The following is a 24489-nucleotide window of genomic DNA, read 5'->3' on the forward strand; positions in this document are numbered from 1 at the left end:
GTTTTACAACACTTCTCTGGGGCGGGTCCGGCCGAGTTCCCAGAGCCGGCGGAGCATCTCCCGCTCGAGATTGCGCGCGAGGGTGTGCATCTCCCGGAGATCCGCTTCCTCCCGCTGGATCTTCCCCTCGAGAGACTGCGCGATCCGATCCCGATCCCGGTCGAGAAAAAAGTGCCGGGTGCAGATCGTCGCCGTGTTGCCCTCGAAGGAGAGGAGTCCGCCGGCCAGCGCAAGATAGGTGACGCCGTCGTCGGCCTCCGAACGGAAACGGGCCAATCCGAGCCGAAGGGAGGTGAGAAAGCGCTCGTGGCCGGCCAGGATTCCGAAGCTTCCCGATGCGTCCGCCCCCACAAAGGAGACGACATCGTCCCGTCGGACCACCTGCGTCGGATCGCGCAGGACCAGCGAAAACGCTCTCATGCGCCCTTCTTCTGCTCCTTCATGCTCCCGCGCATGTAGCACTGCTCCTCGGTCAAGCCGTCCCAATCCCCCCGAAGGAAAGCCTCGCAATCGTCGAGCACCTGCTCGAGAGGGACGGTCTGTCCGGCGATCCCGGTATGCGTCGCGGTCGTGAAGAACGGCTGGGTGAGGTACCGCTGGAGCTTGCGGGCCCGCAGGACGGTCTTCCGATCGTCCTCGGACAACTCCTCCATGCCCAGGAGGTTGATGATGTCCTCGAGCTCCTTGTACCGGGCGAGGACCTTCCGGACCTCGACGGCGATTCGATAATGGCGCTCGCCCAGGAAGGCTCGATCCATCATGTGACTAGTGGAGAGAAGAGGATCGACCGCCGGGTAGAACCCCTTGGCGGCCTGTCCCCGGGAGAGGATCACCACCGTGTCGAGGTGGCTCAGGATCGACATGACCGCCGGATCGGTCATGTCGTCGGCCGGCACGTAGACCGCCTGGACGGCCGTGATATTGCCCCGCTGGGTCGAGACGATCCGATCCTCGAGCTCGGCCACTTCGGTGAGAAGGGTCGGCTGATAGCCCACCATCGCCGGCATACGGCCCAGCAGCCCGGAAACCTCGCTGCCGGCCTGAACGAAGCGAAAGAGATTGTCCATGAGGAAGAGCACTTCCTTCTGGAGGGTGTCGCGGAGATACTCGGCGTAGGAGAGCGCCGTGAGCCCGACCCGGAAGCGCACTCCTGGCGACTCGTTCATCTGCCCGAAGACCATCAGGGTCTGCTCCATGACCCCAGCCTCTTGCATCGAATGCCAGAGCTCGTGGCCCTCCCGGATCCGCTCGCCCACCCCCGCGAAGACCGATACGCCATGGTAGATGGCCGCGACGGCATGCATGAATTCCATCATGAGCACCGTCTTGCCCACGCCCGCTCCGCCGAAGAGCCCCGTCTTCCCCCCCTTCACGAAGGGGCAGAGGAGGTCGATCACCTTGAGGCCCGTCCGGAGGATCTCCTTCGACTCGATCATCTCCGAAAGCGGCGGAGGCTCCTGGACGATGTTCCGGTATTCGGTCGTCGCGATCGGTGCCTTCCCGTCGAGCGGCTCCCCGAAGACATTGACCAAGCGTCCCAGGCACTCCCGAGAAGTGGGAACCCGGAGGAAGCCGCCCCCGTCATGGACAGCCATCCCCCGCCGCAGGCCCGCCGTCGAATGGAGGGTGATCGCGCGAACATGATGCTCGTCGAGATGCTGGTGGACCTCGAAGGTATAGCATTCGTGATCAAAGCAGGTCCGAAGACACCAGTGAATCGGCGGGAGTCGCTCGCATTCGATGTCGACCACCGGCCCGTGGACTTCCACGATCTGACCGGCGACCGCTGGCGAAGGAGACGAGCCTGAGTTGGCTTCCATGGAATAGACCGAGCCTATCACGATGCCGAGGAGACGCGCAACCTCGTAGGGATTCTTCAGGCCCCGGCCGCATCCCGTCCTTGCCGTCGAGCGGCTTCTCGGCCATCTATTCGCAAACCGATCCATGAACCTCGAATCGACCCTCCTCCTCATCGACCTCTACGAACTGACCATGCTTCAGGGTTACTTTTACGAGGGCATGAACGAAACGGCCGTTTTCGAGTTCTTCGTCCGCAAGCTGCCCAAGAATCGAAACTTCCTCATCGCCGCCGGCCTCGAGCAGGTCCTCTCTTTCCTCGAATCCGCTCGCTTCGAGACGGAGGAGATCAACTGGCTCGCGAGCCATGGATTCCGCCGGGAATTCCTCGATTGGCTTCGCCTCTTTCGCTTCCAGGGTGACGTCCATGCCATGCCCGAGGGAACGCTCTTCTTTCCCGAAGAACCGATCCTGCGCGTTACGGCACCCATCCCCCAAGCCCAGCTTTTCGAGAGCCGGATCATGAACTTGCTCCACTTCCAAACCATGATCGCGTCCAAGGCGGCGCGGTCGGTACTGGCCGCTCCTGGCAAGGATCTCGTCGATTTTGGACTTCGCCGGGCGCATGGTGCCGAAGCGGCCCTCTACGCGGCCCGCGCCGCCTTTCTGGCCGGCTTCTCGGCAACCTCCACGGTTCTCGCGGGCAGGCTCTTTGGCATTCCGGTCTCCGGGACGATGGCCCACTCCTTTATCCAAGCGCATGATTCCGAGGAAGAGGCCTTTCTTCGCTTCGCCGAGGCGAATCCCGATCGCGCCGTCTTCCTCGTCGACACCTACGATACGGAGGAAGCTGTCCGGAAGCTCGTCGCCCTCGCCCCACGCCTGAAGGAACGAGACATCCGCCCACTGGCCGTCCGGCTCGACAGCGGGGATCTCGGCGCCCATGCCCGCCACGTCCGCCGGATCCTCGACGATGCGGGCTTGACGGGCGTCGGCATCTTCGCGAGCGGAAACCTCTCCGAAGCAAGGCTTCAAGAGCTCGTTGCGGCGGATGCTCCGATTGACGGCTTCGGAATCGGCACCTCCCTCGACACCTCCTCCGATGCGCCCTACCTCGATTGCGTCTACAAGCTCGAGGAGTATGCGGGGAAGGCTCGGAGGAAGCGCTCCGAGGGCAAGGCAACGTGGCCTGGGCGCAAGCAGGTTTTCCGGCAGCACGATTCCGCCGGCATGGTCGCCTCCGACCTGGTGGCTCTCGACGGGGAGGACCATCCCGGGGAACCCCTTTTACTCCCCGTGATGAAGGGGGGAGCGCGCCTTTCCCCTCCCGAGACGCTGCTCGCCGCCCGAGAGAGGAGCGCACGAGGGCTTGCCTCCCTTCCCGAGGGGTTGCGCAGCCTCATTCCCGTAGCGTCCCCCTACCCCGTACGATTCTCGGCCCAGCTCGAAGAGTTGCGCCGCAGCCTCGATCGGGCCTTCGCCTGATCCCAGGCCCTTGCCGCCATTTCTCACCAACGTTCTCCAGCGGCTACGAACTTGATCAGAAATGGCGGCGAGAGGAGACCGGTCGCGATCAACTTCCTCTTGCCAAGACGACCCGTTCCGAGCTTGGTTCTGGGTAATGCGCCGTCGGCCGACCGCACCCAAGTTCGAGCTGCCCGCGGGAGAGACGAAGGTTCTCCTCCACTCCTGCTGCGCCCCCTGCGCGGGTGCCGTCATGGAGAGGATCCTGGCCAATGGGGCCGAGCTCACGGTCTTTTTCTACAACCCGAACATCCATCCGCGTCCCGAGTACGAACTGCGCAAGCGCGAGAACATCGCCTTTGCCCAAAAGCTCTCCGTGCCCTTCGTCGATGCGGATTACGACACCGACAACTGGTTTTCCCGCGTACGCGGGCTCGAATGGGAGCCCGAGCGCGGCGTGCGCTGCACGGCCTGCTTCGACCTGCGCTTCGAGCGGACCGCCCTCTACGCGGCTGAGCATGGTTTCGCCGTCTTCACGAGTAGCCTCGGCATCTCGCGGTGGAAGGACTTTGAACAGGTTACGGGGGCCGGGATGCGGGCCGCTTCCCGCCATCCCGGCCTCACCTACTGGACCTACAACTGGCGGAAGCTCGGCGGCTCGCAGCGGATGATCACCCTCTCCCGCGAAGAGCGGTTCTACCAGCAGGAGTATTGCGGCTGCCTCTACTCGCTACGGGACACCAACCGCTGGCGAACCGCCCGCGGCCGACCCAGGATCGATCCGGGCAAGAAGTTTTACGGGATGCCCGCCCCGGAGAAGGTCGACACGGCTCGTCCTGCTCCCTCAAGCCCTCCCGCGTGAGACGATGCAGGCTAGCGACGAGAAGCCCTTCCTCGACCATCTGGAAGATCTGCGCTGGATGATCTTCAAGGCGGTGGCCGCCGTGGCGGTGGCAGCCGTCGTCGGCTTCGTGGAAACCAAGCCCATTCTCGGTCTTCTCCTCGACCCCCTCAGGAAGGCGGGAGAAGATCCGACCAAGATCCTCCGCTTCCTGGGCGTCGTCGACCCCTTCTCGGTCCAGCTCCAAATCGGCCTTTTGACCGGAATCGTGCTCTCCCTGCCCGCCGTCCTCTACTTTGTCGGCGAATTTCTCCTCCCCGCGCTTACGGCGACGGAAAAACGGGCGGTTCTTCCGATCTTTTCCGCCGGCGCCCTCCTCTTCCTCGTCGGCGGCTTCTTTTCCTATGCTGGCCTCTTGCCGCAAACCCTCCGCTTCTTCGTCCTTTACAGCCGCAACCTCGGGGTCGAAACCCAGTGGACCCTGCCCAACTACCTCGACTTCGTCATCCAGATGGTGGTGGGCTTCGGCCTCGCCTTCGAGCTTCCTTTGGTCGTTGTCCTATTGACCTACTTCGGCATCCTCCGCGTCGAGCTCATGCGGCGCTATCGCCGGCATGCCATCGTGGTCATCCTCGTCGCCGCCGCCTGCATCACCCCCACCTCCGATCCCTTCACCCTCTTTCTCCTGACCGCTCCCATGTACCTCCTCTACGAGCTCTCCGTCTGGATTGCGGCCGGGATCGAGCGCAGGAGGAACCAGCAGCTCGCTCCTTCCCTGCCTTCGCCCGCGCTTACCTCCGACCGGAAAGCGGACAAGCCGGCTCCGTAGCCGGTCTATCCTCGGGCGATTCCGCCCCGCCTCGCTCTTTGGAGCTCCTTTCGGAGCCTGCGGGAGACCGGGCCGATTGGGAAGGACCGCTCAAGATAGCGATGAACCGGCATGACCCCGATCCAGCTGTTGGTCAAAAAGATCTCCTCGGCCTCCTCGAGCGCGGTCAGCGGGAAGCGCCCCTCGACCACCCTGGCCCGACCCAGGATCCAGTCTCGAACGACCCCGGCGCGGCAACCCACCTCCCGAGCCGGGGTGTAGATCGACTTTCCGCAGACCCAGAAGAGATTGCTGCAAGCGCCCGAAGCGATCTCGCCTCTCTCGTTGCAGAGAAGGGCCTCGTCTGCCGTCACCGACTTCCGGGCCTGCCATCGCGTCAAGTAGCTGAGCGTTTTGAAGCGCGCATCCCAGTTCTCGGAACCGACGCGTTGGGGAGCCGGTTCCAGAGAAAAGGCGCGCCGCGCCGGGGGCTTCTCCTTGGTAAAGCTCTCCCACTGGTCCTCCCATGTCACCACCCAGCGCCAGCGGCCTGTTTCTCCCAGCGGCAGACCGGGAGCCCGTATCCGAAAGTCGACTTTGCGACAGAGCCCCAGGGCATCCGCCGCCTCTCCGAGCGCACGCCAGTGCTCCTCTACGAATTGCGGAAGCCCCTGTTCGACGCGGAGCGTTTCGAAGACGCCGAATCCCGGGAAAAAGGCCCTCCCCTTCTCGGGCATCCCCTGACGATCCCTGCCCCTCACGGCCCGGATGGCGACGAAGTCGATAATGCGGGCGATCGACCACTGGGGTTTGGGAGCTTGTCGAGTTCGTCCAGGATAAGGCGTGGGGTCAGCAGTTCCGGAAGAAGCTTTGGTTGCGCTTGGGGATCGGGTCCGTAGAGAACGTAGGTCGGAACCCCACTCCGGCCCAGCTCGGTCAGCGCCTGCGTGATCGTCGGGTCCCGGTTCGTCCAATCCGCCACCATCCAAACCACTCCTCGGTCGGAAAGCCGCTTACGGACCTCCGGATTGTCGAGAGCCACCCGCTCGTTGACCTTGCACGTCAAGCACCAGGACGCAGTGAAATCCAGGAAGACCGGAACCCCTTCGACTCGCAACTCGCTCAATCGCGCCGCCGAGTAGGGAATCCAAGGAACCTCCTCCTTCCGAGAGCTCGCGTCCCGCAGGAGGTACCCGACCGTCGCGCCAACCACGAGCATCCCGATCAGTCCCGCAAGCAGCCGAACCGGCAGCATTCGGCTCGGATTCGCGTATCTTCCGAAGAGCCAGGCGCCGAAACCCACCGCGACAAGGGCCAGGAGGAGAGAGCCGATGCCGTCGATCCCGCGCAGCTTCCCATAAACCCAGAGCAGCCAGACCACGGCCGCCATCATGGGGAACCCCAAGAGCTGTTTGAAATCCTCCATCCACTGTCCCGGCCTCGGCAGGAACTGCAGCAGAACGGGAAAGGCGGTGAGGAGGAAGACCGGCGCGGCAACCCCGAGTCCCAAGGCACTGAAGACCAGAAAGGCGACCCACATCGGCTGGGCCAGGGCAAAACCAAGGGCCACCCCCATGAACGGGGCGGTGCACGGGCTCGCCACTACGGTAGCCAGGACCCCGCTCGCAAAGCTCCCCAAAAGTCCACGCGCCCGATCGGCCACTTCTCCCATGCTCCCCAAGGAGGCTCCAAACTCGAAGACGCCAAAGAGGCTCAAGGAGACCAGGAAAAAGAGGACGGCCAGAAATGCGACGAAGGGAGCCGACTGGAGTTGAAACCCCCATCCCAAAGCTGCCCCGCGTGCCCGCAGGACAAGCAAGGTCGCGGCCAAGGCGAGAAAGGACGAGAGCACCCCGCCCAGAAAGGCAAGCCCATGCCGGAAGGAGCCCCCATCCTCCTCTTGGCCCCGTTCCACGAGATGAAGAACCTTCAGGGAAAGCACCGGGAAGACGCAGGGCATCAAATTGAGGATCAGGCCACCGAGAAAAGCGAAGCTCAGGGCCAACCAGAGATCCTTCGAGACGGGAAGAGAATGGAGGCTGACCGGTACGGGGACCTTCTCCACCTCTAATGCCCAGGCGATCTTCCGCGTCCCCTTCCATTCCGTCGACTGAGCAAGAAGGAGCCCATCCAGCTTTTTCGGTAGCGCCGCGGGCTTTGGCGGCTGCGGAATCTCGAGTACGATGCCGAACTGCCGCAGCCGAAACATTTGCGGAGCGCTGTCCTTGATCAGGCCTCCCTCCGCAGGCAGGAAGCGGGGCTCCTCCAACACCACCGCCTTCTTTTCCGTGGCCTTGACCTCCAGGTGGAGCTTCCCACGCTCAACCCAGGCGCTGGCCTTCACCGACTTTGGAGGAGGCCCAGGCAAAGCCAACCGGGCTTGCGCAAAGCCGGAACGCAACGACGAATCGACTTTCGCCGGAGCCGACGTCACCGGGAGGATGAGCTGGAGATCGGCGCTCCCGGGGATGCAGCTCTGCGCACACGCCACCCAACTCACCTTGGCCGAGAGTGCCACGGTCTGACCAAACGCCAGCGACGCAGGGGGAGTAACGGAGACCAGGAGCCATGCCTCTCCTTCATAGCCGTAGCTCGTCAAGGGAGGAACCGAAATGACCTCGGGAACCGGCCACTCGATGTGTCCGGCTTGAAAGCCCTCCGGAAGCTTCCATTCGATCCCCGGCGGCGCCCCGGCATCCCCCGGATTCCGCCAGTAGACATGCCAACCCTTGTCCATCCGCAGGCGAACGGCCACCCAGAAAGGGAGTCCCGGAGCAATGGAGTCCGTCTCCGAGAGAAGCGTCGCTTCGACATTCCTGCTGCGGCCCGGGAGGGATTCGGCGGCGCGCAAAACGCGAGGAAAGACGACCCCAAACGCCACGACGATCGCCAATGCCCAAAGCCAACGTCCTCTCTTCATCTACAGAATTATACTACCATAGGCGGGAGCCCAAAAACATGCCATTCTATCGGCGACTCCCATGAGCGTCGCGCGGCCAGAGCTGGAAAAAGCGGTGCGAGACTTTCCTCAGGCACCTGGCGTCTACCTCTTTCGGGATCGTCTCGACCGCGTCATCTACGTCGGCAAGGCACGCAATCTTCACAAGCGTGTCGCCCAGTATTTCCATCCATCCCGGGGCACGGCGGCCAACCGCAAGATTCGCGCAATGGTCGATGTCGCTCGACGGATCGAGTATCACACGGTCCGCTCGGAAGCCGAGGCGATCCTTCTCGAAGGCAAGCTCATCAAGGAGTATCGCCCACGCTACAACGTCAGCTTCCGGGACGACAAGCGCTTCCTCCTCGTGAAGACGAACCTTCGGGAACCCTTTCCCCGCTTCCAGATCACCCGGCTGCGCAAGGAGGATGGCTGCCGCTATTTCGGCCCTTTTGCTTCCTCCGGCGCCCTGCGGACCACGATCAACTGGATGAAGAAGATCTTCGGCTTGCGCTCCTGCGCTCCTCTGGTCCCGGGTGAGAGGGACTACAAGCATTGCCTGGACCGGATCATTAAAAACTGCTCCGCTCCCTGCCTCGGCGCGGTGACCCGGGAGGAGTATCGCGCCCGGGTGGAATCCGCCTGCAACTTCCTGGAGGGAAAGTCTCGGGAGATGGCCGAGGAGATCCGAAAAAAGATGGAAGAGGCGGCTGCCCGGTGGGAGTTCGAGCGGGCGGCCGAGCTCCGGAATCTCTGGGAAGACCTTCGGAAGACGACCAAGCCCGTCAAGCGCTTCCTGCGCGCCTACGAATCCGCGATCTCCCCGAGCCGGGATTTGCAGGAACTTGCGAAGGCGCTGGGTCTTGCCGCTCCCCCGCAAGTCATGGAGTGCTTCGACATCTCGAACATTTCGACCCTCCACAAGGTCGCCTCGATGGTCGTCTTCGAGCAGGGGAAGCCGGCGCGGGGGAGCTATCGGCGCTACCGGATCCGCACCGTGGCCGGCCAAGACGACTTTGCAAGCATCGCCGAAGCGGTGCGCCGGCGTTATCGGCGGGTTTTGGACGAGGGGATCCGCCGCCCCGACCTGATCGTCATCGACGGAGGAGCCGGCCAACTCTCTTTCGCCCTCCGTGAACTTCACGCCCTCGGTTTGACCGACATCCCCGTGATCGGCCTCGCCAAGGAAAACGAGGAGATCTACCGGCCAAACCATTCGCTCCCGCTCCAACTTCCGAAGGATTCCGGCGCGATTCGCCTCCTCCAACGGCTGCGCGATGAAGCGCACCGCTTCGCCAACGCCTATCACCAGCTCCTGCTCCGGCAGCGGGTGCGCGAGAGCCGGCTCGACGACTGCCCCGGGATCAGCCGCAACCGCAAGCGACTCCTGCTCCAGACGTTCGGCTCGGTCGACCGTCTTCGAAAGGCGTCGATCGAAGAAATTGCGGACGTGAAGGGCATCGGACGCAGGCTCGCGGAATCGGTCAGCCGTTACCTCTCCGAGGATCGAGATGCTGGTTGAGCTTCCCTCCACAGAACTAGAGCCTCCCTGTCTCACGAAGTTCGTAGCCGAGGCGCGGCGAATGGGCCTGGATGCTAGCCGCCATTTCTCACAAGCTTTCTCCTGCGGCCCGCCCGACAGGACTTCCAAAGGAGGAGAATCGTGCAGATTCCGATCAGCGGTCTGAACACTTTCTTGTTGACGCTATCAAAACCCTACATTTAGCATGCAAAGCACATGGCTATGTTTGCTAACCTTACATACCGAGCAGCAAGCTCGCTCTATTGCACGAGAGGTTTCCGCCTTGTTTCCGTCGCGCTCCTCTTTGGATCGCTCGTCATACAGGCGAAAGCCAAAGCACGCCGGACTCCTGCGATGCCCGCTTTTCGTGCGAAAGGAATCGCCTCTTGGTACGATGAATCTCGGTTCACTTCGACCGGAGAACGCTATCGGGCCCGCGAGTTCACCGCGGCCCATCCGAGCCTCCCATTCGGCACCATGGTTGCGGTCCGCAACCTCAAAAACGGGAGAGTCGTGCTCGTCCGGATCAATGACCGGGGTCCTCACAAGGGCGGACGGATCATTGACCTCTCCCGGGCCGCGGCTTCGCGTCTTGGCATCCTCTCCGAGGGGTTGGCTCCTGTCGAGTTGAGGATCGTCCCGCCCTCTCCGAAGCCTTTCTCCTTCCTCCCTATCCCCCGCGCAGCGTCAGAAGCCACGGACCGGTACCGTTCTAAAACCTGTCTGTCTCACAAAGTTCGTACCCGAGGCGCGGCGAATGGGCCTGGATACAGGGCGGAGCGCAGGTTTTTTCGCGGAGTGGTCTGACGACCTACGGCGAGGAGGGCCGAAAACCCAAGTCCGAACGAAGCAGGCAGGGTCCATTCCGCAAGCCGAAGGAGAAGCGCTTGGGAGATAGGCAGGTCAACCTCCCGGCCGGGTTGGCCTCGGATTCTACGCGAGGAGAAAAAAACCTTTCTCCTCTCGAGCAGGTTGAGTAAGCTTGGCTGCTCATCGAATTGATCCAGCAACCCATACATCCCCATCCGAGCGGTCGGCGCGGTCCAGGCTCGTGATCCTGTTGTCGTCTAACGCATGAAGAACGTTCTATTTGTCTGCACGGGAAATGTTTGCCGGAGTCCTATGGCGCAGGGCCTCTTCCAAGATCTGGTGCGGGGCCGCGACGACATCCGGGTCGATTCTGCCGGCATCGGCGCGGTTAGTGGAGTCATGCCGAGCGAGCAGGCAATTGAGGTCATGCAGGAGATCGGCATCGAGATCTCTTCGATCCGCAGCAAGCCGGTCTCAGCCGAACTCGTCCGCCGGGCCGATTTCATCTTCTGCATGAGCTACGCGCATCTGGATTCCATTCTGCTTCTCTATCCCTCGGCCTCCGAAAAGACCTACCTGCTCCTCGAGTTCGATTCCGAACTCCCTCTCACCAGCCGGGAGATCCCCGACCCGATCGGCAGCCCCATCGAGATCTACCGCGTCTGCCGGGAGCAGATGCGGCAGGCCATGCCGAAGATCCTCTCCTTCGTGCTGGAATCGGGACGGGCAGGAGTGTCGGAGGGAAGCGAGGGGATGCGGATCGCCCTAGGCTCCGACCACTTCGGATTGGCGCTGAAGCAGGCCGCCCGCGATTGGCTCAAAGGGAGCCAGACGGCCTTCGAAGACTATGGGACGATGAACGAGCTACCGGTCGACTACCCCGACTATGCGGAGCGCGTCGCGCGAGCGATCCTTCAAGGAAAATCCTCCCTGGGTCTTCTCTTTTGTCAGGATGGGATGGGCATGGAGATCGCGGCCAACCGGGTTCCCGGCATTCGGGCCGTGCATGTCTCCAACCCCGAGGAGGCGGCGGCAGCTCGCGTCCGCTACCAGGCGAACGTCCTTTGTATCGGATCCGAGGCTGTCCATGTCACCGAGCTTCCCGCCATTGTCCATGCCTGGCTCTTCTCCCAGCCGGACCCGGTGGCGCACGACCGCGCCCTCCGAAAGCTCGAGCTATTGAGCAAGGTCCCTGCCCGTTCCTCCCCACCTCTACGCATCTCCGCTCTTCCCGCCGCTGATCCCGAGATTGGAGCCCTGATCGAACGCGAGAATCGAAGACAGAGCGCAAATCTCGAATTGATCGCGTCGGAAAACTTCGCGAGCGGCGCCGTAATGGAGGCCCAGGGAAGCTGCCTCACCAACAAATATGCCGAAGGCTATCCGGGAAGAAGGTGGTATGGCGGCTGCGAAAACATGGACGAGATCGAGCGCCTTGCGATCGACAGGGCCAAGCAGCTCTTCGGCGCAGAACATGCCAACGTGCAACCTCACTCGGGTTCGCAAGCGAACATGGCCGTCTACTTCGCCTGTCTCCAGCCCGGGGACAAGATCCTGAGCATGGACTTAGCCCACGGCGGACACCTCACCCATGGATTCAAGATGAATTTTTCGGGCCGCTTCTTCCAAGTCACCCACTACGGGGTCCGTCCGGAAGACGAGCGGATTGACTACGATGGGCTCGCCAAATTGGCGGAAGTCCATCGTCCACGAATGATCGTCGCAGGAGCCTCCTCCTACCCGGCCATCCTCGACTTCGAGGCGCTGCGCCGGATCGCGAATGCCGTGGGTGCCTTTCTGTTCGTCGATATGGCCCATGTGGCGGGCCTCGTGGCAGCGGGTCTGCACCCCTCCCCGGTACCCCACGCCGACTTCGTCACCACGACCACCCACAAGACGCTCCGCGGCCCTCGAGGTGGCATGATCCTCTGCCGCGCGCTCTACGCCAAGGAGATCGATTCGCAAATCTTTCCGGGGATTCAGGGCGGACCGCTTATGCATGTGATTGCGGCGAAGGCGGTCTGCCTCAAGGAAGCCCTCCAGCCCGAATTCCAGTCGTACCAGAACCAGGTGTTGCGCAACGCCCGCGCACTCGCCGAAGCCCTCAAGCACCATGGCTATCGCCTGGTCACGGGAACCACGGAAAACCACCTGCTCCTGGTCGACCTCCGCCCTTGGGGAATCTCCGGGAGGGATGCCCAAGAGCTCCTCGACCGCGTGGGGATCACGGTCAACAAGAACGCCATCCCCTTCGATACGCTCCCGCCCTACCAGGCGGGCGGCATCCGTCTCGGGACGCCGGCGGTCACCACCCGAGGGATGCGGGAAAATGAGATGCTCGACATCGCCGATTGGATTCACCGCGCGCTCACCCATCGAAAGGATGCGCTCGCCCTCGAGAAGATCCGCGAGGAGATCCAGTCCGTCACGATCGAGTTTCCGCTCCCCAGTTGACCGAAAAGCGCCGCGCAAGCCCCTGGCTTTAGCTATGGGGTGAGCGGCGTAGGGTTGCAAGGCAGGAAAACAAGTGTATAAGAGTGGTGGTGCGGTATTGCAGCAATAGGAACGTCGTATTTTCCTGTAAATATCATGTTGGATGGTGTCCGAAGTACGGGAGGAAGGTGTTGGTGGAGCCAATCGGACGGCGGCTAAAGCAGGTGATCCTCGATCTTATTGTCGAGAAGAATGCCGATCAGATTGAGATGGAGGTCATGCCCGATCACGTTCACCTGCTTGTCGGCTGCGATCCTCAGTATGGTATTCATCGGCTCGTGCGCCTGATCAAGGGACGGACGTCAGCCCTTCTCCGCCACGAGTTCCCGGAGTTGCGCCGCAGGATGCCAGCTTTGTGGACCAACAGCTACTTCGTTGCGACCGTCGGCGGAGCTCCGCTGGCGATGGTTAAGCAGCACATTGAGAACCAGAAGCGTATCTGATGCGAGCCAAGACTCCATCTTTCATCGCCGAGTTTCCGTTGCGAACGACCGCGGCGGACGAGGTTGCCCTCTCCAAGCGCCTCGCAGCAGCACGCCAGATCTACAATGCCTCCTTGGGCGAGGCCCTTCGCCGGCTGGCCTTGATGCGGCAATCCAAGGACTGGCAGCACGCTTGCCGGATGCCGAAAACGGTCATGGATGAACAAAGCGGGAAGCGGATCGCCAACAAGGAGCGATCCAGCCGCTTCCGAAAAACACAGGAACGATTCGGTTTTACTCGCGACTCCATCCAGAAGTTCGCGGAGGCATGCCGGGATGCCTGCTCCATCGGTGATCATCTCGGATCGCACGACACGCGGACCGCGAGTCTGCGGGCATTTCAGGCCGTCCAGGGCTATGCCTTCGGCGTTCGGGGTCGGCCAAGATTCAAGCCAGCCAGCCGGTTCCACTCGGTCGAAGGCAAGGGCGATGCCCTGATCCGGTTCCGGAAAGAACCGGTTCCGGCGATTCATTGGGCGGGCTTGGTCTTGCCGCTTCGGCTCGATCCGAAGGACAAGCGCGGCTGTCAGCGCATCGCGCTGGAAGCCCGGACCAAATACGTCCGCATCCTTCGCAGGACGATCCGGTGCCGGATTCGCTGGTACGCGCAGCTCCTCCAGGAAGGACTCGCCCCGCAGGTTCGGCCCGCGGGAGAGGATGTCGTCGGGTACGATCTGGGGCCATCGACAGTGGCCTTCGTCTCCGAAACGGATGCAAGCCTGGAAAAGCTCTGTCCGGAAGTCGAGCAGCCCTGGAGGGAGACGCGGCGGATCCTGCGGTCCCTGGACCGGTCCCGCCGGGCGACCAATCCCGCAAACTACGACGCGAAGGGATGCGTCAAGCGTGGACCCAAGCGCTGGGTCCGGTCGGAACGCTACAAGCGCAGGCGACGGGATCTCTCCGAAACTGAGCGGAAGCTTGCCGTCGCAAGGAAGACCGCGCACGGCAATCTCGCGAATCGGATATTGGCGCAGGGAAAGACCATCAAGGGGGAGAAGCTATGCTATAGCAGTTTTCAAAAGAATTTCGGACGGAGCGTGAAGGTGCGCGCTCCGGGGATGTGGGTGGAGAGGATTCGCCGCAAGGCTGAAAGCGCCGGCGGAGGATTGATCGAGATCGACCCCCGGAAGACCCGCTTGAGCCAGTTCGACCATACGACCGGGCAGTACGCGAAGAAGCCGCTCTCTTTGCGGACGCACGTCTTCGGCGATGGCCGCACCGAGCCGGTGCAGCGGGATCTCTACAGCGCGTTTCTCGCGAAATGCTCCGAGAAGGATTTGCTCGACATCAGCCGGGTTGGAAAGTCCTGGCCGGGTGCGGAACCGCTCCTGCGACGGGCGATGTCGAGGGTGAAGGAACCAGCGAGCCGGGAGGGCTTGTCCCGACCGCACGTCAAGAACGTCAGAGCTGGTCGTCCGTCGAAGGGGAAAATGGGAAGCGGCTGCCCTCGCAGCCGTTCCGGCGAGGCCGGGGATGCTGTAGCGCAAGCGAGAGCCCCGGAGAGCCGGATCTCTATTCTCTAGAACCCCCTGGCTTTAACCATGGGGAGTTTCAGCCGGTTCCTCGATCGAAACTTTCCGCTCTTGTCGAGAGTCGATTGACAAGACGAGACCGGAGGGGCTTAATCGGGAAAATTGGTTAACAAACCCTTATGGACTTCATCAGAACATCCGTGCTCTCTCGTCTTAGCCTATTGAGCCTCAGTCTATTGACTGCGCTAGCCCTCATCGGCTGCGATTTCTACGCCCCCCAGAAGAAGAAGGATGGCCAGTCCCAATCGGACGTGAAGAAGCAAGCGCCCGAGGCGTCGGATGCGGAGGCCAGCCTGGAGGAGGGAGCCCCGCCCACCCAGGAACCGCCCTCCGGTGGCGCGCCGTCGGCGACAGCCCCTTCCGGTGAGGCGACCCCACCCAATCCGAACGCCTCTTCCCCCGGCGGCCAGACCCCTCCTGCGGAAGTCCCCCCACCCTCCGCCAACGAATCCACCCCTCCGAACGAGAGTTCCGGTTCGGGCGCTACTCCCCCGAAATCGGCTCCAGAAAATCCGTAAGCCTTTCATCTTGGAAAGAAAAACGGGGGATTGCTCCGCTTCGTCGGCGAATGCGCTAGAGAATAGGTTGCATCCGGTACTTAGCGGAATAAGATCAAAGCTGCCAGGAGCGGCGGAGCTGCCGGCAGGGTAACCCCGCCAGGTCCGAAAGGAAGCACCGGTAACTTGACCGCGGTTGTCGCTGCTCCTGGTGCCTTTCCCGTCGCGGCGACAAGACCCATGGCTTACGAAGTCTTCGCCAGGAAGTATCGTCCGCGCACCTTCGCGCAGATCGCCGGCCAGCCGCACATCGTGCGGACCTTGGCGGGGGCCATCCGACAAGGGCGCGTTGCCCAGGCCTACCTCTTCGCCGGCCCGCGCGGGACCGGAAAAACCTCCACCGCCCGCATCCTAGCGAAGGCGCTCCAATGCACGGGTGGGCCGAGCGTCGATTTCGATCCCTCCGATCCCATCTGCACGGAGATCGATTCCGGTCGCTGCCTGGACGTCCTGGAGATCGACGGAGCCTCCAACAACGGGGTAGAGCAGGTGCGCGAACTCCGGGAGAGTGCTCGCTTCGCTCCGGCTCAATGTCGCTTCAAGATCTACGTCATCGACGAAGTCCACATGCTGACGCAGGCTGCGTTTAACGCGCTCCTCAAGACTCTCGAGGAGCCTCCGGCCCATGTGAAGTTCATCTTTGCCACGACCGAGCCGCAGAAGGTGCCGGGCACCGTTCACTCTCGATGCCAACGGTTCGATTTTCGGCGGATTTCCGAAAAGGAAATCAGCTCCCATCTCGCTTCGCTTTGCGCAACCGAGGGTCTCGCCGCGGATCCGAAAGCACTCGCGTTGCTCGCGCGAAACGCAGAGGGCTCTCTGCGCGATGCGGAGGGTGCCCTCGATCAGCTCGTCGGCTTTTACGGAGGAGAGCTTTCCGAGAAGGTCGTACTGGAGATGTTCGGAATGGCGGGCACCGGGCCAATCGCCGCCCTCGCCCGACAAATCGCCGAAGGGAACACCGCCGAGGCCCTCCGCCTCTTGCACGAGTTGCTCGAGTCGGGCAAGGAAGCCATGGTGCTTTCCCGGGAGCTCGTCCACCTCTTCCGCAACATTGCCGTCTATCAGACCGCTCCCGCCCTCATCCGGGAAGAGCTTCCGGATTCGGAGCTCTCCGAAGTAGAAGCGATCTCTGGAACGCTCCCTCCGGAAGCGACCCTCTCCCTTCTGGAAGACTTGGCCCAGTGGGAGGGGCGCCTGCGCGTGGCGGCCAATCGCAACCTCTTGCTCGAAGTTGGCATCCTCGAGCTTACCCATCATAAAGAGAAGGTTTCCCTCGAACGGCTTCTCCAAGAACTCTCCTCCGCCACTCCGCTCTCCCCTCCTCTTTCCCTCGGCACCCCAGCCCCTGTCCAAAACACCCCGAAGGAGCCGATCCGCGCTGCCCGGAAGCCAGCACAGCCACCGATTCTTGTGGGCCCGCCCATGCCGAGGGAAGCCGCGGCATCGCTCATACCGCCTGCGGCGGCCAAGGCGACTCCGGAGGAGGCTTGGAGGCTTGCCGTGAGCCGTTTTGCGCAGAAACGGCCTTTGGAAGCCGAGTCGATCCAAAAGAGCCGCTTCCTCGAAAGACGGGGAGACACTCTGGAGATCGCCCTACCCAAGGACTTCGGTCAAAAGGCCGCCTACTTCACCGACCCCCAAAACCGGGCCATTTTGGAAGACTCCTTCCGGGAGGCGCTGGGCCAGGCGGTCAGGGTCGATTTTCTTCTCATTGATCCACCGATCGCGCCGACTCGGAAGGAGCAGCCGGAGGCTACGGCAAAGAGGGCACCCGGCCCAGAGGAGCAGAGGATCGAAGAGGAGTTTCGCAACGACCCGCTCATCCAGGAAGCGCTGCGCCTCTTCGAGGGGCGTATCCTTTCAGTAACCCCCCCACAACCAAAGACGACATGAACCTGAACAAGATGCTCAAACAGGCCCGCCAACTGCAGGAGCAGGCCCATAAATTACAAGAATCTCTCGCCTCCCAGCGATTTGAGGTTGAGGGCGCGGGAGGGAAGCTCCGCGCAGTGGCCAGCGGCGGAGGCCAACTCCTCGATCTCTGGATTGCGCCCGAGCTCGTCGCCGAAGGAGATGCCCAGATGCTCGCCGAGCTTATCCTTGCTAGCGTCCGGGAAGCGCTCGATCGAGCCCGCCGTGCGAGCGAAGCGGAGATGCAAAAGCTCGGCGCGGGTTTGAGCTTGCCGGGAGCACTCTAAGCGGAAACGGAGTGGTCTCCCATGGCGGATTATCCACCGACGGTTCGTGACCTGCTCGCAGCCCTGCGCGAGCTTCCCTCGATCGGACCGCGCAGCGCGGAGCGGCTCGTCCTCTACCTGCTGGAAGAGGCGGACGGAACCAAGGACCGGCTCGCGCGAACTCTCCAAGCGGTGGGGACTCGCGTTCACCCCTGCACGAGATGCGGCTTTTATGCCGAAGAGGAGATCTGCGAACTCTGCCGCGATCCCACCCGGGATCCGCTCCTCTGGTGCCTCGTAGCCTCCCCCGGGGACGTTCTCCGCATCGAGCGGGCCTCCGCGTTTCGGGGTGTCTACCATGTTCTCGGCCGCAAACTATCCCCTCTCGAAGGGGTCGGTCCCGAGCAACTCCCCACGAGCTCCCTCCTAACGCGCATCGAACGGGAGCTCCCCCGGGAAATCATCCTCGCCCTCGGCACCGACGCCGAAGGAGAAGCGACCGCGCTTTATCTGGGGCAACTGCTGAAGAAGACCGGACCCCGAATTTCGAGCCTCGCAACGGGACTCCCCGCCGGAGGCGGTCTCGAATTCGCCGACAGCGTGACGCTTAGCTATGCCCTGGCGGGACGTCGCGAGTTGTAACCTCCCCTCGCGTGTTTGCGCGAGAGCTACCGGTCATTTTGCCAAGGTCGGATGGGATTTGTGGCTGGAATCCGCCGCGGGTCGAGCGTCCGCCCCATCGTGCCGCGGCTTCGGGAGTCGTGCAATCAACACGGCGCAAGATGCCCCCTCACTGACCCGGGCGGCAACACTTCCCAGCGCCCTCCCCCAGGCCCCGTAATGGCCGCTGTGGCCGAGGACGATCAACTCAAACCCCTTCTCCTCGGCAAATTGCACGATTTCGAACGCTGGGCTTCCTGTCTTCCGGGCGACGGTAGCGGGATGTCCCCACCTCCGGCAGGCCGATTCGACATCTTTCTGGATCTCGGCAAGGAAAGCCTCCTCCCGCTCCTGCTGCATTTCGATTTCCCGGCCGATATCGAAGAAGAAGTAGGGCACTGGAGGAACGACCCAGAGCACCCCGCACTCGCTCCCAAGGGATTTGGCAAGGCAGAGCCCCTCGTTGAGGGCGACCCGTCCTCCCTCCGAGCGGTCGTACGCGACAAGGATCTTGCTGTACATCGGCTTCCCCGGCCAGTCCCGTGATTGGCGGTTTTTGATTATAACGTTGAAACGTTGATTCCCCCAAGGGAAAAGGGATTCTTCGCTCCGAATCGCCATGTCCTCTTCTCCTCGAGGCATTTGACCTGGCAAGGAGACGATCGCGGCTCAATATAGGCTTGTCGCTTCGGTTCAGAAGCGACGCGGCCCTTTGGGACTTTCCTGACGCTTGCGCCAGAAGCGATAGAGCAGGAAGCCGAGGATTCCGATCGCGGCAAGCTCCCCCACGCCGAGCGAGGGAAATTTCTTCGGGGAAGGAAAGCCTACGATCATAGGAAACTTGAGCACGACCGGCCGCTTCGCTCCATCCAGGAGCTCCGGACCCTTGATCTCCAGATCATAGCGACCCGGAGTGGAAAAGTAGACGCGTAGTGAGGCGATCCCTTCCCGGTAGATATGCGGCGGGGCTTGTGCCACGATCGCTGTGCTCCCCTCGCGAAAAACGGTGAGCGCGATCGGCATCTTCCAGAGTGGATGGCTCAGCAAGTCGATCACGAGCGTCGCCTCCCCGGTGTTCGGAACATTCTCGCAGTAGCTCTCGTACATTTTGAATGGCTCGTACTTGCAGATGTCGAGATGCGCGGAGTAGCCATCCCGGGTGACGATGCCGCAGTCGATGGGTCCCTTTGGACGATGGCGATGGGCAAAGGAGGAGTTCGGGAGGAGCAGCAGCGAAGCCAGGCATATCCACAGAGAAAGAGGGGCTACCCCCACTGCGCGCTTCCACCCACTCCTCCCAGACCATTGGCCCGCGAGCCCCCCGTTGTCGATGCACCCGTTACTCACTTTGCTTCGCTAAGCCTACTCGGACGAGCAGGATGGAGCAAAAGAAAAAAAGAGAAGAATCCGGAGAGGGAATCGGAAAACGTCCGACCCATGCCCGGCCCGGACGCGGAATCGGAAGGAGGCCAGCCCATATCGGCATATTTCCTAGACAAGATCCCGTGGAAGACGTGGGGACTTTTTGCTTGCTGCCACGACGACGTCGCGGTTAATTGCAATTAAATACAGTTATAGGATAGGAGCGATCCCTTTCCCGTCTCATGCGGGGCAGGGTGTGGCAAAAGGAGAAAAGGCGTGCAGAAAAAGTGGCTAGGCTGGGGACGCATCCTCGGAGTTTTGTTAGGGCTGACGTGGGGCCTGCAACCGCGCATTTCTTGGGCGCACGGGGGTGGTGGACTCGGCGACCTCGGATGCGGCATGCTGCAACAGGGTGGATATGCCATCCATATGGATGTTTATGTCTACAGCTACGGCGGCACCGGGGGTTTCAAGAGTTATTGCCAGAACGTTCCGACGACGGGGAAGATGAGCTTGGTCCTCGATCTCGTCACCCCGCAGTTGCGGAAGATCCCGATCGAGTGCAAGGTCTTCTCTTCCAGTGGTAACTTGGTCTCCCACTTCCAACCACAGGTCTATTCGAGCGGAGTAGCATCCTTGGACCTCAACCTGCCCGATCGAGGCCGATACTTGGTCGAGTTGGCGCTGGTGGGCAAGACCGGTGCGGATGGGAAACCGCTCGTCTTCCGATTTCCGATCACCATCGGGATGGGTATGATCTGGATGGTGGTTGCGGCGGCAGGACTTCTCGTCGTCGGGGGGGCGGGAGCATACGCCTACCAGCGAATCGCGCGTGGTCAGCGGCCGACCGCCGGTCCACGAGAGATCAAGGCGAGCGCTCCTTAAGGGTTGCTTGGCACCGCGCTCCACCGTGGATGGAAATCAGTAAGGGAAAAGAAGCGCGTTACGGCCGTTTCCTCTGACGGCGGAAGAGGAAAAGACATGTTTTTACAACCCGTGGCAGGGAAGCACGCTCCAAGATGGAGGCTTCTCCTCATCCTGGCCGCTGTCGCGATGGGGAGCTTCGCTCTCCTCCATAAGAAAGGCCCAGGGAAGCACTACGACTATTCCGTCGATCCCGATGCCTTCCCAAAGGTGAAACCCTTCGAGGCCGTGCATCTCAAGGACGGCGGGAGCTACTCCCTTTCCGCAGTCAAGGTACAGGACACGATCGCGGGGACGAAGGTCAAGCTTCTGGCCTACAACGGTTCGGTCCCTGGACCGTTTCTCTGGATTCCGCAAGGGGGGCATGTCACGGTCACCTTCACCAACCAGACCGGCGTACCGACCACGATCCATTCCCACGGGGTACGCCAGGACAACTCGGAGGACGGCGTTCCCGATGTCACCCAGCCGGCGATCGCTCCGGGTGCCCGCTATGTCTACCATTTCCGCTTCCCCGATCCCGGAGTCTACTGGTATCATCCCCACTTCCGCGATGATTTCGAGCAAGAGCTCGGCCTCTACGGGGTCTACATGGTCGAGCCTTCCGACAAGGAATACTGGGGCCCGGCCAACCGGGAAATTCCGCTGGTCCTTTCCGACATCCTGATCAAGGACGGCGTCGTCCCGGAGTACCACGCCGACTACATCGATTTCGCCTTCATGGGGAGGTACGGGAATATTCCGCTGGTCAATGGCAAGACCCATCTTTCGATCGACGTCAAGAAGGGGGAGGTGCTTCGCCTCTACCTTATCGACAGCGCGTCGGCCCGTCCGTTCCGCGTCCAGTTTCCCGGCGTCCAGATGAAGCTCGTGGGAACCGATGGCGGACGCTACGAACGGGAGCAGTGGAGTGACGCGGTCGTCGTGAGCCCTTCGGAGCGGCAGATCGTCGAGTGTTACTTTCCTCAGCAGGGCGAGTACAAGCTCATCCACCATGCCGTCGACCCCCTGGTTGGCGCACGGACCTATGAGCTCGTGACCTTCCGCGTCGGCTCGGAGGAAGCCACTCCCTCTTACGCCAAAGAGTTTGGGCTTCTGCGGGAAAACAAGGCGACCATCGCGGAGATGGAGCCGCTGGCCGCCCGCTTTCGCGATACCCCTCCAGACAAGACGATCCGGTTCCTCGTCTCGGTCTCCAGTCAGGCCGCCAAGCAACTGGCGGAACCCGGCAGCGCCCCGGTTGGGCCCAAGGCGGGCGCTGCCTTTCCCGGACTTTTGACAATCCTCGCTAAGACCGGGGCGAAAGTCGAATGGGAAGACCACATGTACAACCAGAACAAGGCGTCGACCTCCCGCGAGGTCCATTGGGAGATCGTCGATCTCGACACCGGCAAGGTCCTTGGCAAGAAGATGGAAAAGGGCATGGGCGACATGGGCGGGAACGTCGATTGGTTCTTCAAGCAAGGAAGCTTCGCTAAAATCCGAATTGTCAATGACATCCATTCGCTTCATCCGATGCAACATCCCTTTCACCTGCACGGACAGAGGTTTCTGGTGCTCAACACCAACGGGGAGGACAACCCGAACAAGGCTTGGAAGGACACGGTTCTCGTCGGCGCCGGCGACACTGTCGACCTCCTGGTCGAGATGAGCAACCCCGGAATCTGGATGGCCCACTGCCATATTCTCGAACATCTGCACAGCGGGATGATGTTCAGCTTCTCCGTCAAGCCCTAGTCTCGACGCAGAGCAAACCCACTCTTTTCGTCTTTACGGGGACGGGACGACTAAATACGCTTTCGTTCGTCGGTCGATCGGCAGAAAGCATGCAGGAGGAGGGACGAATGAAAAGAAGATACCAGCTGTTGGCCGTATTTTGGATCGTCGCGGCCTGGACAGGTCTGACCAGGGCAGAATCCCTTCCTCCTGCTCTCGATTCCGTGATGCCCCCCTACCTTGCGATGGGAAAAGCCCTCGCGGACGATTCGCTCAAGGGAGTAGCCTCGCTGGCAGCGACCATGAAAAGCTTGGTCGAGCGCGAGAAAAGCGGCTTCTTTCCCAAGGAGCTTCCCGCCGACCTGGATCGGCTGGCGAAGGCAACGGACCTCGATACCGCGAGGCTCGCTTATAAGGACGTCAGCGATCGCCTGATTGCCCTCTTCCGGGACCATCATGTCCAGACCGGCCACTACTTCGTCTGCACCTGCCCAATGGCCCAGGCGAGTTGGATTCAGACCGACAAAGAGATCAAGAATCCCTTTTACGGCTCGGCGATGCTACTGTGCGGCGATGTGACCGAAACCTTCTAGGCGGCGGCGGCAGGCAGTTCGTCAGGCTTCTTTGCGCGACGATCTGGCCGGACGGACGCGTACCGTAGGAAGTGTCACTCCCAATATTCTGGACGAGATCTTTGGCCTGAGCAGGTCAACAAAAGCAAACAAAGCGACCTGTCCCCTCTCACCCTTCTTCTCAGGATGTAGAGGACAGGCCGCCTGTTAAGCCGTTGCGACTTGCGACAGGGTTAGCTACCCTTAATCGCGTAAGCCGCCACGAAAATCAACGTCCAGCAAACAATGAGCCAAATTGCACCCATGGTTCCCTTCTCCTTTCCCTTATTCCCTTAATCTTCAGCGAGTTTTTACCCATACCCACTCGTGTGGGCGGTTTGTCTGCCCGCTTGACGCACCCTACTCTGCCGAAGGGAAAGTTGGTGCGCAAGCAATTTGTTCTCTTGAACGGCGACGAAGGGAATGGAGCAAATCGAAAGCCCTAGCCCGTAGACCTCGCAAGCCAAGCTTCCTTGCGCTCAAGATCTCCGAGGCAGCGAAAGCTTCGCCAAAGCAACCTTTCTTCTCCCCTGCCGCAATTCTTCGATTTGCAAACCAAGAAACTTTGTTAGGTTAGTTCATATGGTCGCGAACCCGAAATGGCCGCCTCCCGGGGGAGGGGATGGTAGCGAAACAAACTTTCGCTACCTATTGATCATTCTCTTTCTGGTCATTGCCTTGTCGGTGATCCGTCTCGCCTTTGAACTATCCAACGGGCTGGGATTCTTTTCCCCTCCCCAGTGGTAGCGGGAGACATTGGTTACGGAGACCATTTCTCCATCGCTTGCGTTCGGTGGAGGAGAATGGACGGAGGACGGAGGCCGGGTGCCTCAGCTTTTCCGCCTTGTGGCGGGGGCCGATGGCTTCATTTCCTTTCTCCTTGACTCGTCTGGAGCATGCGACAAGAACTCCTCAGGGGCGATGACTTCGCGCCAGCAACGCGAGGAAGAGGAGCAGAAAGCAGAGGCCGAAGATCATCGCCAAATTGGCGCGAAGACGTTCCGGCTCCCGTTTCCAGCAGTAGAGGGCCTCAAGCCCGTATGCGGCCAAAAAAAAGAGCAAAATCCCTGCCGCTCCGCTAAGGAGGACGCGCCAAAGCCTCTCGCTGCTCATCGACACTCCTTCCGCCGTAAGGAGAAAAAGAGGCCGCCGCCAGCCCCATCCGAAGCGTGGGAAGGCACAGGATTACTTGCCTTCCCCCTTGGTTCCAGTCGTTCCCATCTTGACTGACCCGTCGGCTCCAATCTGGATCTCCTCCCCGCCGTGGAGTGCATGTTCCTCTTTTTTCTCCCCCACAACGACGACCGCCTCCCCTGCGAGGACGTCCACGATCTCCTTGCGATCCTTGAGGGAAACCGAGTAGCTTCCATCCTGCTTGGCCATCATGGTCGCTTGCGCGGTTGCCACCTCGACGTCCATGCCGGAGAAGTGGATCTTGCCGAACTCGAGCCGAAGACGGGTCGGGTTTTCCGCCACGAGCTCTGCATAGCTTTTCGGCTCGATCACTACCTTGGCGGCATTCCCAGGCCAGCCTAGCGTGCAGGTAGCAAAATTGTTGGTGCGAATGCTCCTTCCCGCCTCCAGGCTGTCCCCTACGGAGAGCTGAACCGCGTAGTTCGAAGTCACGATCCCGATCCCTTCGATCGATTCCACCTGGGCCGCGAAGAGGGCCGAGGGGCCGACAGCCAGAGCGAGAATTCCGAACCAGAAACGCAGGGAACACACCGTCCAGGTGGGCCTCGGCGTCACTCCCCTGCTTCGGCTCCTCCTGCTCTTCCCCCCCTTCAGACTC

General features: G+C 61.6%; 24 protein-coding genes and 1 other RNA gene. 17 read left to right on the forward strand and 8 right to left on the reverse strand.

The window, feature by feature from the left end; translation table 11 throughout:
* Window positions 1–3: 3 nt before the first annotated feature.
* The gene (locus A37A_RS0102120) at window positions 4–420 is read right to left on the reverse strand and encodes a F0F1 ATP synthase subunit epsilon (RefSeq protein ID WP_020493882.1); all 417 of its coding nucleotides are present in this window, start codon (window positions 418–420) and stop codon (window positions 4–6) included.
* The gene (atpD, locus tag A37A_RS0102125; RefSeq protein ID WP_040887943.1) at window positions 417–1820 is read right to left on the reverse strand and encodes a F0F1 ATP synthase subunit beta; all 1404 of its coding nucleotides are present in this window, start codon (window positions 1818–1820) and stop codon (window positions 417–419) included. The genes A37A_RS0102120 and atpD overlap by 4 nt, the downstream gene beginning before the upstream one ends.
* 124 nt (window positions 1821–1944) lie before the next feature.
* Between atpD and A37A_RS0102130 the strand changes: the two genes are divergently transcribed.
* From A37A_RS0102130 to tatC, 3 genes are all read left to right on the forward strand, one after another.
* On the forward strand, window positions 1945–3282 hold the full coding sequence (locus A37A_RS0102130) for a nicotinate phosphoribosyltransferase (RefSeq protein ID WP_018289900.1): 1338 nt from the start codon (window positions 1945–1947) through the stop codon (window positions 3280–3282).
* Between the two features lie 136 nt (window positions 3283–3418).
* The gene (locus A37A_RS0102135; protein ID WP_018289901.1) at window positions 3419–4123 is read left to right on the forward strand and encodes an epoxyqueuosine reductase QueH; all 705 of its coding nucleotides are present in this window, start codon (window positions 3419–3421) and stop codon (window positions 4121–4123) included.
* Window positions 4124–4127: 4 nt separating this feature from the next.
* Window positions 4128–4931: a twin-arginine translocase subunit TatC gene (tatC, locus tag A37A_RS15235; protein ID WP_018289902.1), complete on the forward strand. Its 804-nt coding sequence runs from the start codon at window positions 4128–4130 to the stop codon at window positions 4929–4931.
* Window positions 4932–4936: 5 nt separating this feature from the next.
* On the opposite strand, the gene A37A_RS17950 is transcribed toward tatC, so the two are convergent.
* Both A37A_RS17950 and A37A_RS0102150 read right to left on the reverse strand, forming a co-directional pair.
* Complete coding sequence (locus A37A_RS17950; RefSeq protein ID WP_155996418.1) at window positions 4937–5671, reverse strand: aminotransferase class IV; 735 nt, start codon at window positions 5669–5671, stop codon at window positions 4937–4939.
* On the reverse strand, window positions 5668–7830 hold the full coding sequence (locus A37A_RS0102150; RefSeq protein WP_018289904.1) for a protein-disulfide reductase DsbD: 2163 nt from the start codon (window positions 7828–7830) through the stop codon (window positions 5668–5670). Before A37A_RS0102150 ends, A37A_RS17950 begins: the two co-directional genes overlap by 4 nt.
* Window positions 7831–7891: 61 nt before the next feature.
* Here A37A_RS0102150 and A37A_RS0102155 point away from each other — a divergent pair, with 61 nt between their 5' ends.
* The 10 genes from A37A_RS0102155 (at window position 7892) to recR (ending at window position 18066) form a co-directional block, all read left to right on the forward strand.
* On the forward strand, window positions 7892–9370 hold the full coding sequence (locus tag A37A_RS0102155; RefSeq protein ID WP_018289905.1) for an excinuclease ABC subunit UvrC: 1479 nt from the start codon (window positions 7892–7894) through the stop codon (window positions 9368–9370).
* A 354-nt stretch (window positions 9371–9724) separates the two neighbouring features.
* A complete protein-coding gene (locus A37A_RS18805; RefSeq protein WP_196799463.1) occupies window positions 9725–10177 on the forward strand; it encodes a septal ring lytic transglycosylase RlpA family protein in 453 nt (150 codons plus the stop codon).
* A gap of 267 nt (window positions 10178–10444) precedes the next feature.
* Window positions 10445–12634 (forward strand): serine hydroxymethyltransferase, encoded by a 2190-nt coding sequence (locus A37A_RS21885; RefSeq protein WP_026195594.1) that lies wholly within the window; start codon window positions 10445–10447, stop codon window positions 12632–12634.
* An 83-nt stretch (window positions 12635–12717) separates the two neighbouring features.
* Entirely contained in the window at window positions 12718–13116 is a 399-nt protein-coding gene (gene tnpA / locus A37A_RS0102175; protein WP_020493885.1) for an IS200/IS605 family transposase, read from the forward strand.
* A complete protein-coding gene (locus A37A_RS0102180; protein WP_018289909.1) occupies window positions 13116–14678 on the forward strand; it encodes a hypothetical protein in 1563 nt (520 codons plus the stop codon). The genes tnpA and A37A_RS0102180 overlap by 1 nt, the downstream gene beginning before the upstream one ends.
* A gap of 128 nt (window positions 14679–14806) precedes the next feature.
* Entirely contained in the window at window positions 14807–15205 is a 399-nt protein-coding gene (locus A37A_RS19855) for a hypothetical protein (protein ID WP_155996420.1), read from the forward strand.
* A 101-nt stretch (window positions 15206–15306) separates the two neighbouring features.
* Window positions 15307–15401, forward strand: an RNA gene (gene ffs / locus A37A_RS18810) — signal recognition particle sRNA small type.
* Between the two features lie 23 nt (window positions 15402–15424).
* The gene (gene dnaX, locus A37A_RS0102190; protein ID WP_018289911.1) at window positions 15425–17140 is read left to right on the forward strand and encodes a DNA polymerase III subunit gamma/tau; all 1716 of its coding nucleotides are present in this window, start codon (window positions 15425–15427) and stop codon (window positions 17138–17140) included.
* Window positions 17137–17445: a YbaB/EbfC family nucleoid-associated protein gene (locus A37A_RS0102195; RefSeq protein ID WP_018289912.1), complete on the forward strand. Its 309-nt coding sequence runs from the start codon at window positions 17137–17139 to the stop codon at window positions 17443–17445. The genes dnaX and A37A_RS0102195 overlap by 4 nt, the downstream gene beginning before the upstream one ends.
* Window positions 17446–17466: 21 nt before the next feature.
* Window positions 17467–18066, forward strand: a complete 600-nt coding sequence (gene recR / locus A37A_RS0102200; protein WP_018289913.1) for a recombination mediator RecR — start codon at window positions 17467–17469, stop codon at window positions 18064–18066.
* A 33-nt stretch (window positions 18067–18099) separates the two neighbouring features.
* Here recR and A37A_RS15250 read toward each other — a convergent pair whose 3' ends face one another.
* Together A37A_RS15250 and A37A_RS0102210 are read right to left on the reverse strand one after the other, a co-directional pair.
* Window positions 18100–18606, reverse strand: a complete 507-nt coding sequence (locus A37A_RS15250; RefSeq protein ID WP_155996422.1) for a universal stress protein — start codon at window positions 18604–18606, stop codon at window positions 18100–18102.
* Between the two features lie 171 nt (window positions 18607–18777).
* Window positions 18778–19431 (reverse strand): hypothetical protein, encoded by a 654-nt coding sequence (locus tag A37A_RS0102210; RefSeq protein WP_155996424.1) that lies wholly within the window; start codon window positions 19429–19431, stop codon window positions 18778–18780.
* A 291-nt stretch (window positions 19432–19722) separates the two neighbouring features.
* Here A37A_RS0102210 and A37A_RS15255 point away from each other — a divergent pair, with 291 nt between their 5' ends.
* The 4 genes from A37A_RS15255 (at window position 19723) to A37A_RS19860 (ending at window position 23444) form a co-directional block, all read left to right on the forward strand.
* Complete coding sequence (locus A37A_RS15255; RefSeq protein ID WP_020493887.1) at window positions 19723–20331, forward strand: hypothetical protein; 609 nt, start codon at window positions 19723–19725, stop codon at window positions 20329–20331.
* Between the two features lie 96 nt (window positions 20332–20427).
* Window positions 20428–22107, forward strand: coding sequence for a multicopper oxidase family protein (locus tag A37A_RS15260; protein WP_018289918.1), 1680 nt, complete (start codon window positions 20428–20430; stop codon window positions 22105–22107).
* A gap of 107 nt (window positions 22108–22214) precedes the next feature.
* Complete coding sequence (locus tag A37A_RS0102240; protein ID WP_155996426.1) at window positions 22215–22679, forward strand: DUF3347 domain-containing protein; 465 nt, start codon at window positions 22215–22217, stop codon at window positions 22677–22679.
* Window positions 22680–23279: 600 nt separating this feature from the next.
* Window positions 23280–23444 carry a hypothetical protein gene (locus tag A37A_RS19860; RefSeq protein WP_018289920.1) on the forward strand — a complete coding sequence of 55 codons (165 nt, stop codon included), beginning with the start codon at window positions 23280–23282 and terminating at the stop codon, window positions 23442–23444.
* 165 nt (window positions 23445–23609) lie between these two features.
* Here the strand turns inward: A37A_RS19860 and A37A_RS0102250 are convergent, their stop codons facing one another.
* Together A37A_RS0102250 and A37A_RS0102255 are read right to left on the reverse strand one after the other, a co-directional pair.
* Window positions 23610–23810 carry a hypothetical protein gene (locus tag A37A_RS0102250; protein WP_018289921.1) on the reverse strand — a complete coding sequence of 67 codons (201 nt, stop codon included), beginning with the start codon at window positions 23808–23810 and terminating at the stop codon, window positions 23610–23612.
* A 72-nt stretch (window positions 23811–23882) separates the two neighbouring features.
* Complete coding sequence (locus A37A_RS0102255; protein ID WP_020493888.1) at window positions 23883–24446, reverse strand: hypothetical protein; 564 nt, start codon at window positions 24444–24446, stop codon at window positions 23883–23885.
* Between the last annotated feature and the right edge of the window lie 43 nt (window positions 24447–24489).

The sequence above is a fragment of the Verrucomicrobium sp. 3C genome (genome assembly GCF_000379365.1).
Taxonomy (GTDB): Bacteria; Verrucomicrobiota; Verrucomicrobiia; order Methylacidiphilales; family Methylacidiphilaceae; genus Methylacidimicrobium.

Excerpts from the sequence above, each read along its gene's own strand:
- A37A_RS0102120 (WP_020493882.1), bottom strand. The coding sequence starts at position 420 with ATGAGAGCGTTTTCGCTGGTCCTGCGCGATCCGACGCAGGTGGTCCGA.
- atpD (WP_040887943.1), bottom strand. The coding sequence starts at position 1,820 with ATGGAAGCCAACTCAGGCTCGTCTCCTTCGCCAGCGGTCGCCGGTCAG.
- A37A_RS0102130 (WP_018289900.1), top strand. The coding sequence starts at position 1,945 with ATGAACCTCGAATCGACCCTCCTCCTCATCGACCTCTACGAACTGACC.
- A37A_RS0102135 (WP_018289901.1), top strand. The coding sequence starts at position 3,419 with ATGCGCCGTCGGCCGACCGCACCCAAGTTCGAGCTGCCCGCGGGAGAG.
- tatC (WP_018289902.1), top strand. The coding sequence starts at position 4,128 with ATGCAGGCTAGCGACGAGAAGCCCTTCCTCGACCATCTGGAAGATCTG.
- A37A_RS0102150 (WP_018289904.1), bottom strand. The coding sequence starts at position 7,830 with ATGAAGAGAGGACGTTGGCTTTGGGCATTGGCGATCGTCGTGGCGTTT.
- A37A_RS0102155 (WP_018289905.1), top strand. The coding sequence starts at position 7,892 with ATGAGCGTCGCGCGGCCAGAGCTGGAAAAAGCGGTGCGAGACTTTCCT.
- A37A_RS18805 (WP_196799463.1), top strand. The coding sequence starts at position 9,725 with ATGCCCGCTTTTCGTGCGAAAGGAATCGCCTCTTGGTACGATGAATCT.
- A37A_RS21885 (WP_026195594.1), top strand. The coding sequence starts at position 10,445 with ATGAAGAACGTTCTATTTGTCTGCACGGGAAATGTTTGCCGGAGTCCT.
- A37A_RS0102180 (WP_018289909.1), top strand. The coding sequence starts at position 13,116 with ATGCGAGCCAAGACTCCATCTTTCATCGCCGAGTTTCCGTTGCGAACG.
- A37A_RS19855 (WP_155996420.1), top strand. The coding sequence starts at position 14,807 with ATGGACTTCATCAGAACATCCGTGCTCTCTCGTCTTAGCCTATTGAGC.
- dnaX (WP_018289911.1), top strand. The coding sequence starts at position 15,425 with ATGGCTTACGAAGTCTTCGCCAGGAAGTATCGTCCGCGCACCTTCGCG.
- A37A_RS0102195 (WP_018289912.1), top strand. The coding sequence starts at position 17,137 with ATGAACCTGAACAAGATGCTCAAACAGGCCCGCCAACTGCAGGAGCAG.
- recR (WP_018289913.1), top strand. The coding sequence starts at position 17,467 with ATGGCGGATTATCCACCGACGGTTCGTGACCTGCTCGCAGCCCTGCGC.
- A37A_RS15250 (WP_155996422.1), bottom strand. The coding sequence starts at position 18,606 with ATGTACAGCAAGATCCTTGTCGCGTACGACCGCTCGGAGGGAGGACGG.
- A37A_RS15260 (WP_018289918.1), top strand. The coding sequence starts at position 20,428 with ATGTTTTTACAACCCGTGGCAGGGAAGCACGCTCCAAGATGGAGGCTT.
- A37A_RS0102240 (WP_155996426.1), top strand. The coding sequence starts at position 22,215 with ATGAAAAGAAGATACCAGCTGTTGGCCGTATTTTGGATCGTCGCGGCC.
- A37A_RS19860 (WP_018289920.1), top strand. The coding sequence starts at position 23,280 with ATGGTCGCGAACCCGAAATGGCCGCCTCCCGGGGGAGGGGATGGTAGC.
- A37A_RS0102250 (WP_018289921.1), bottom strand. The coding sequence starts at position 23,810 with ATGAGCAGCGAGAGGCTTTGGCGCGTCCTCCTTAGCGGAGCGGCAGGG.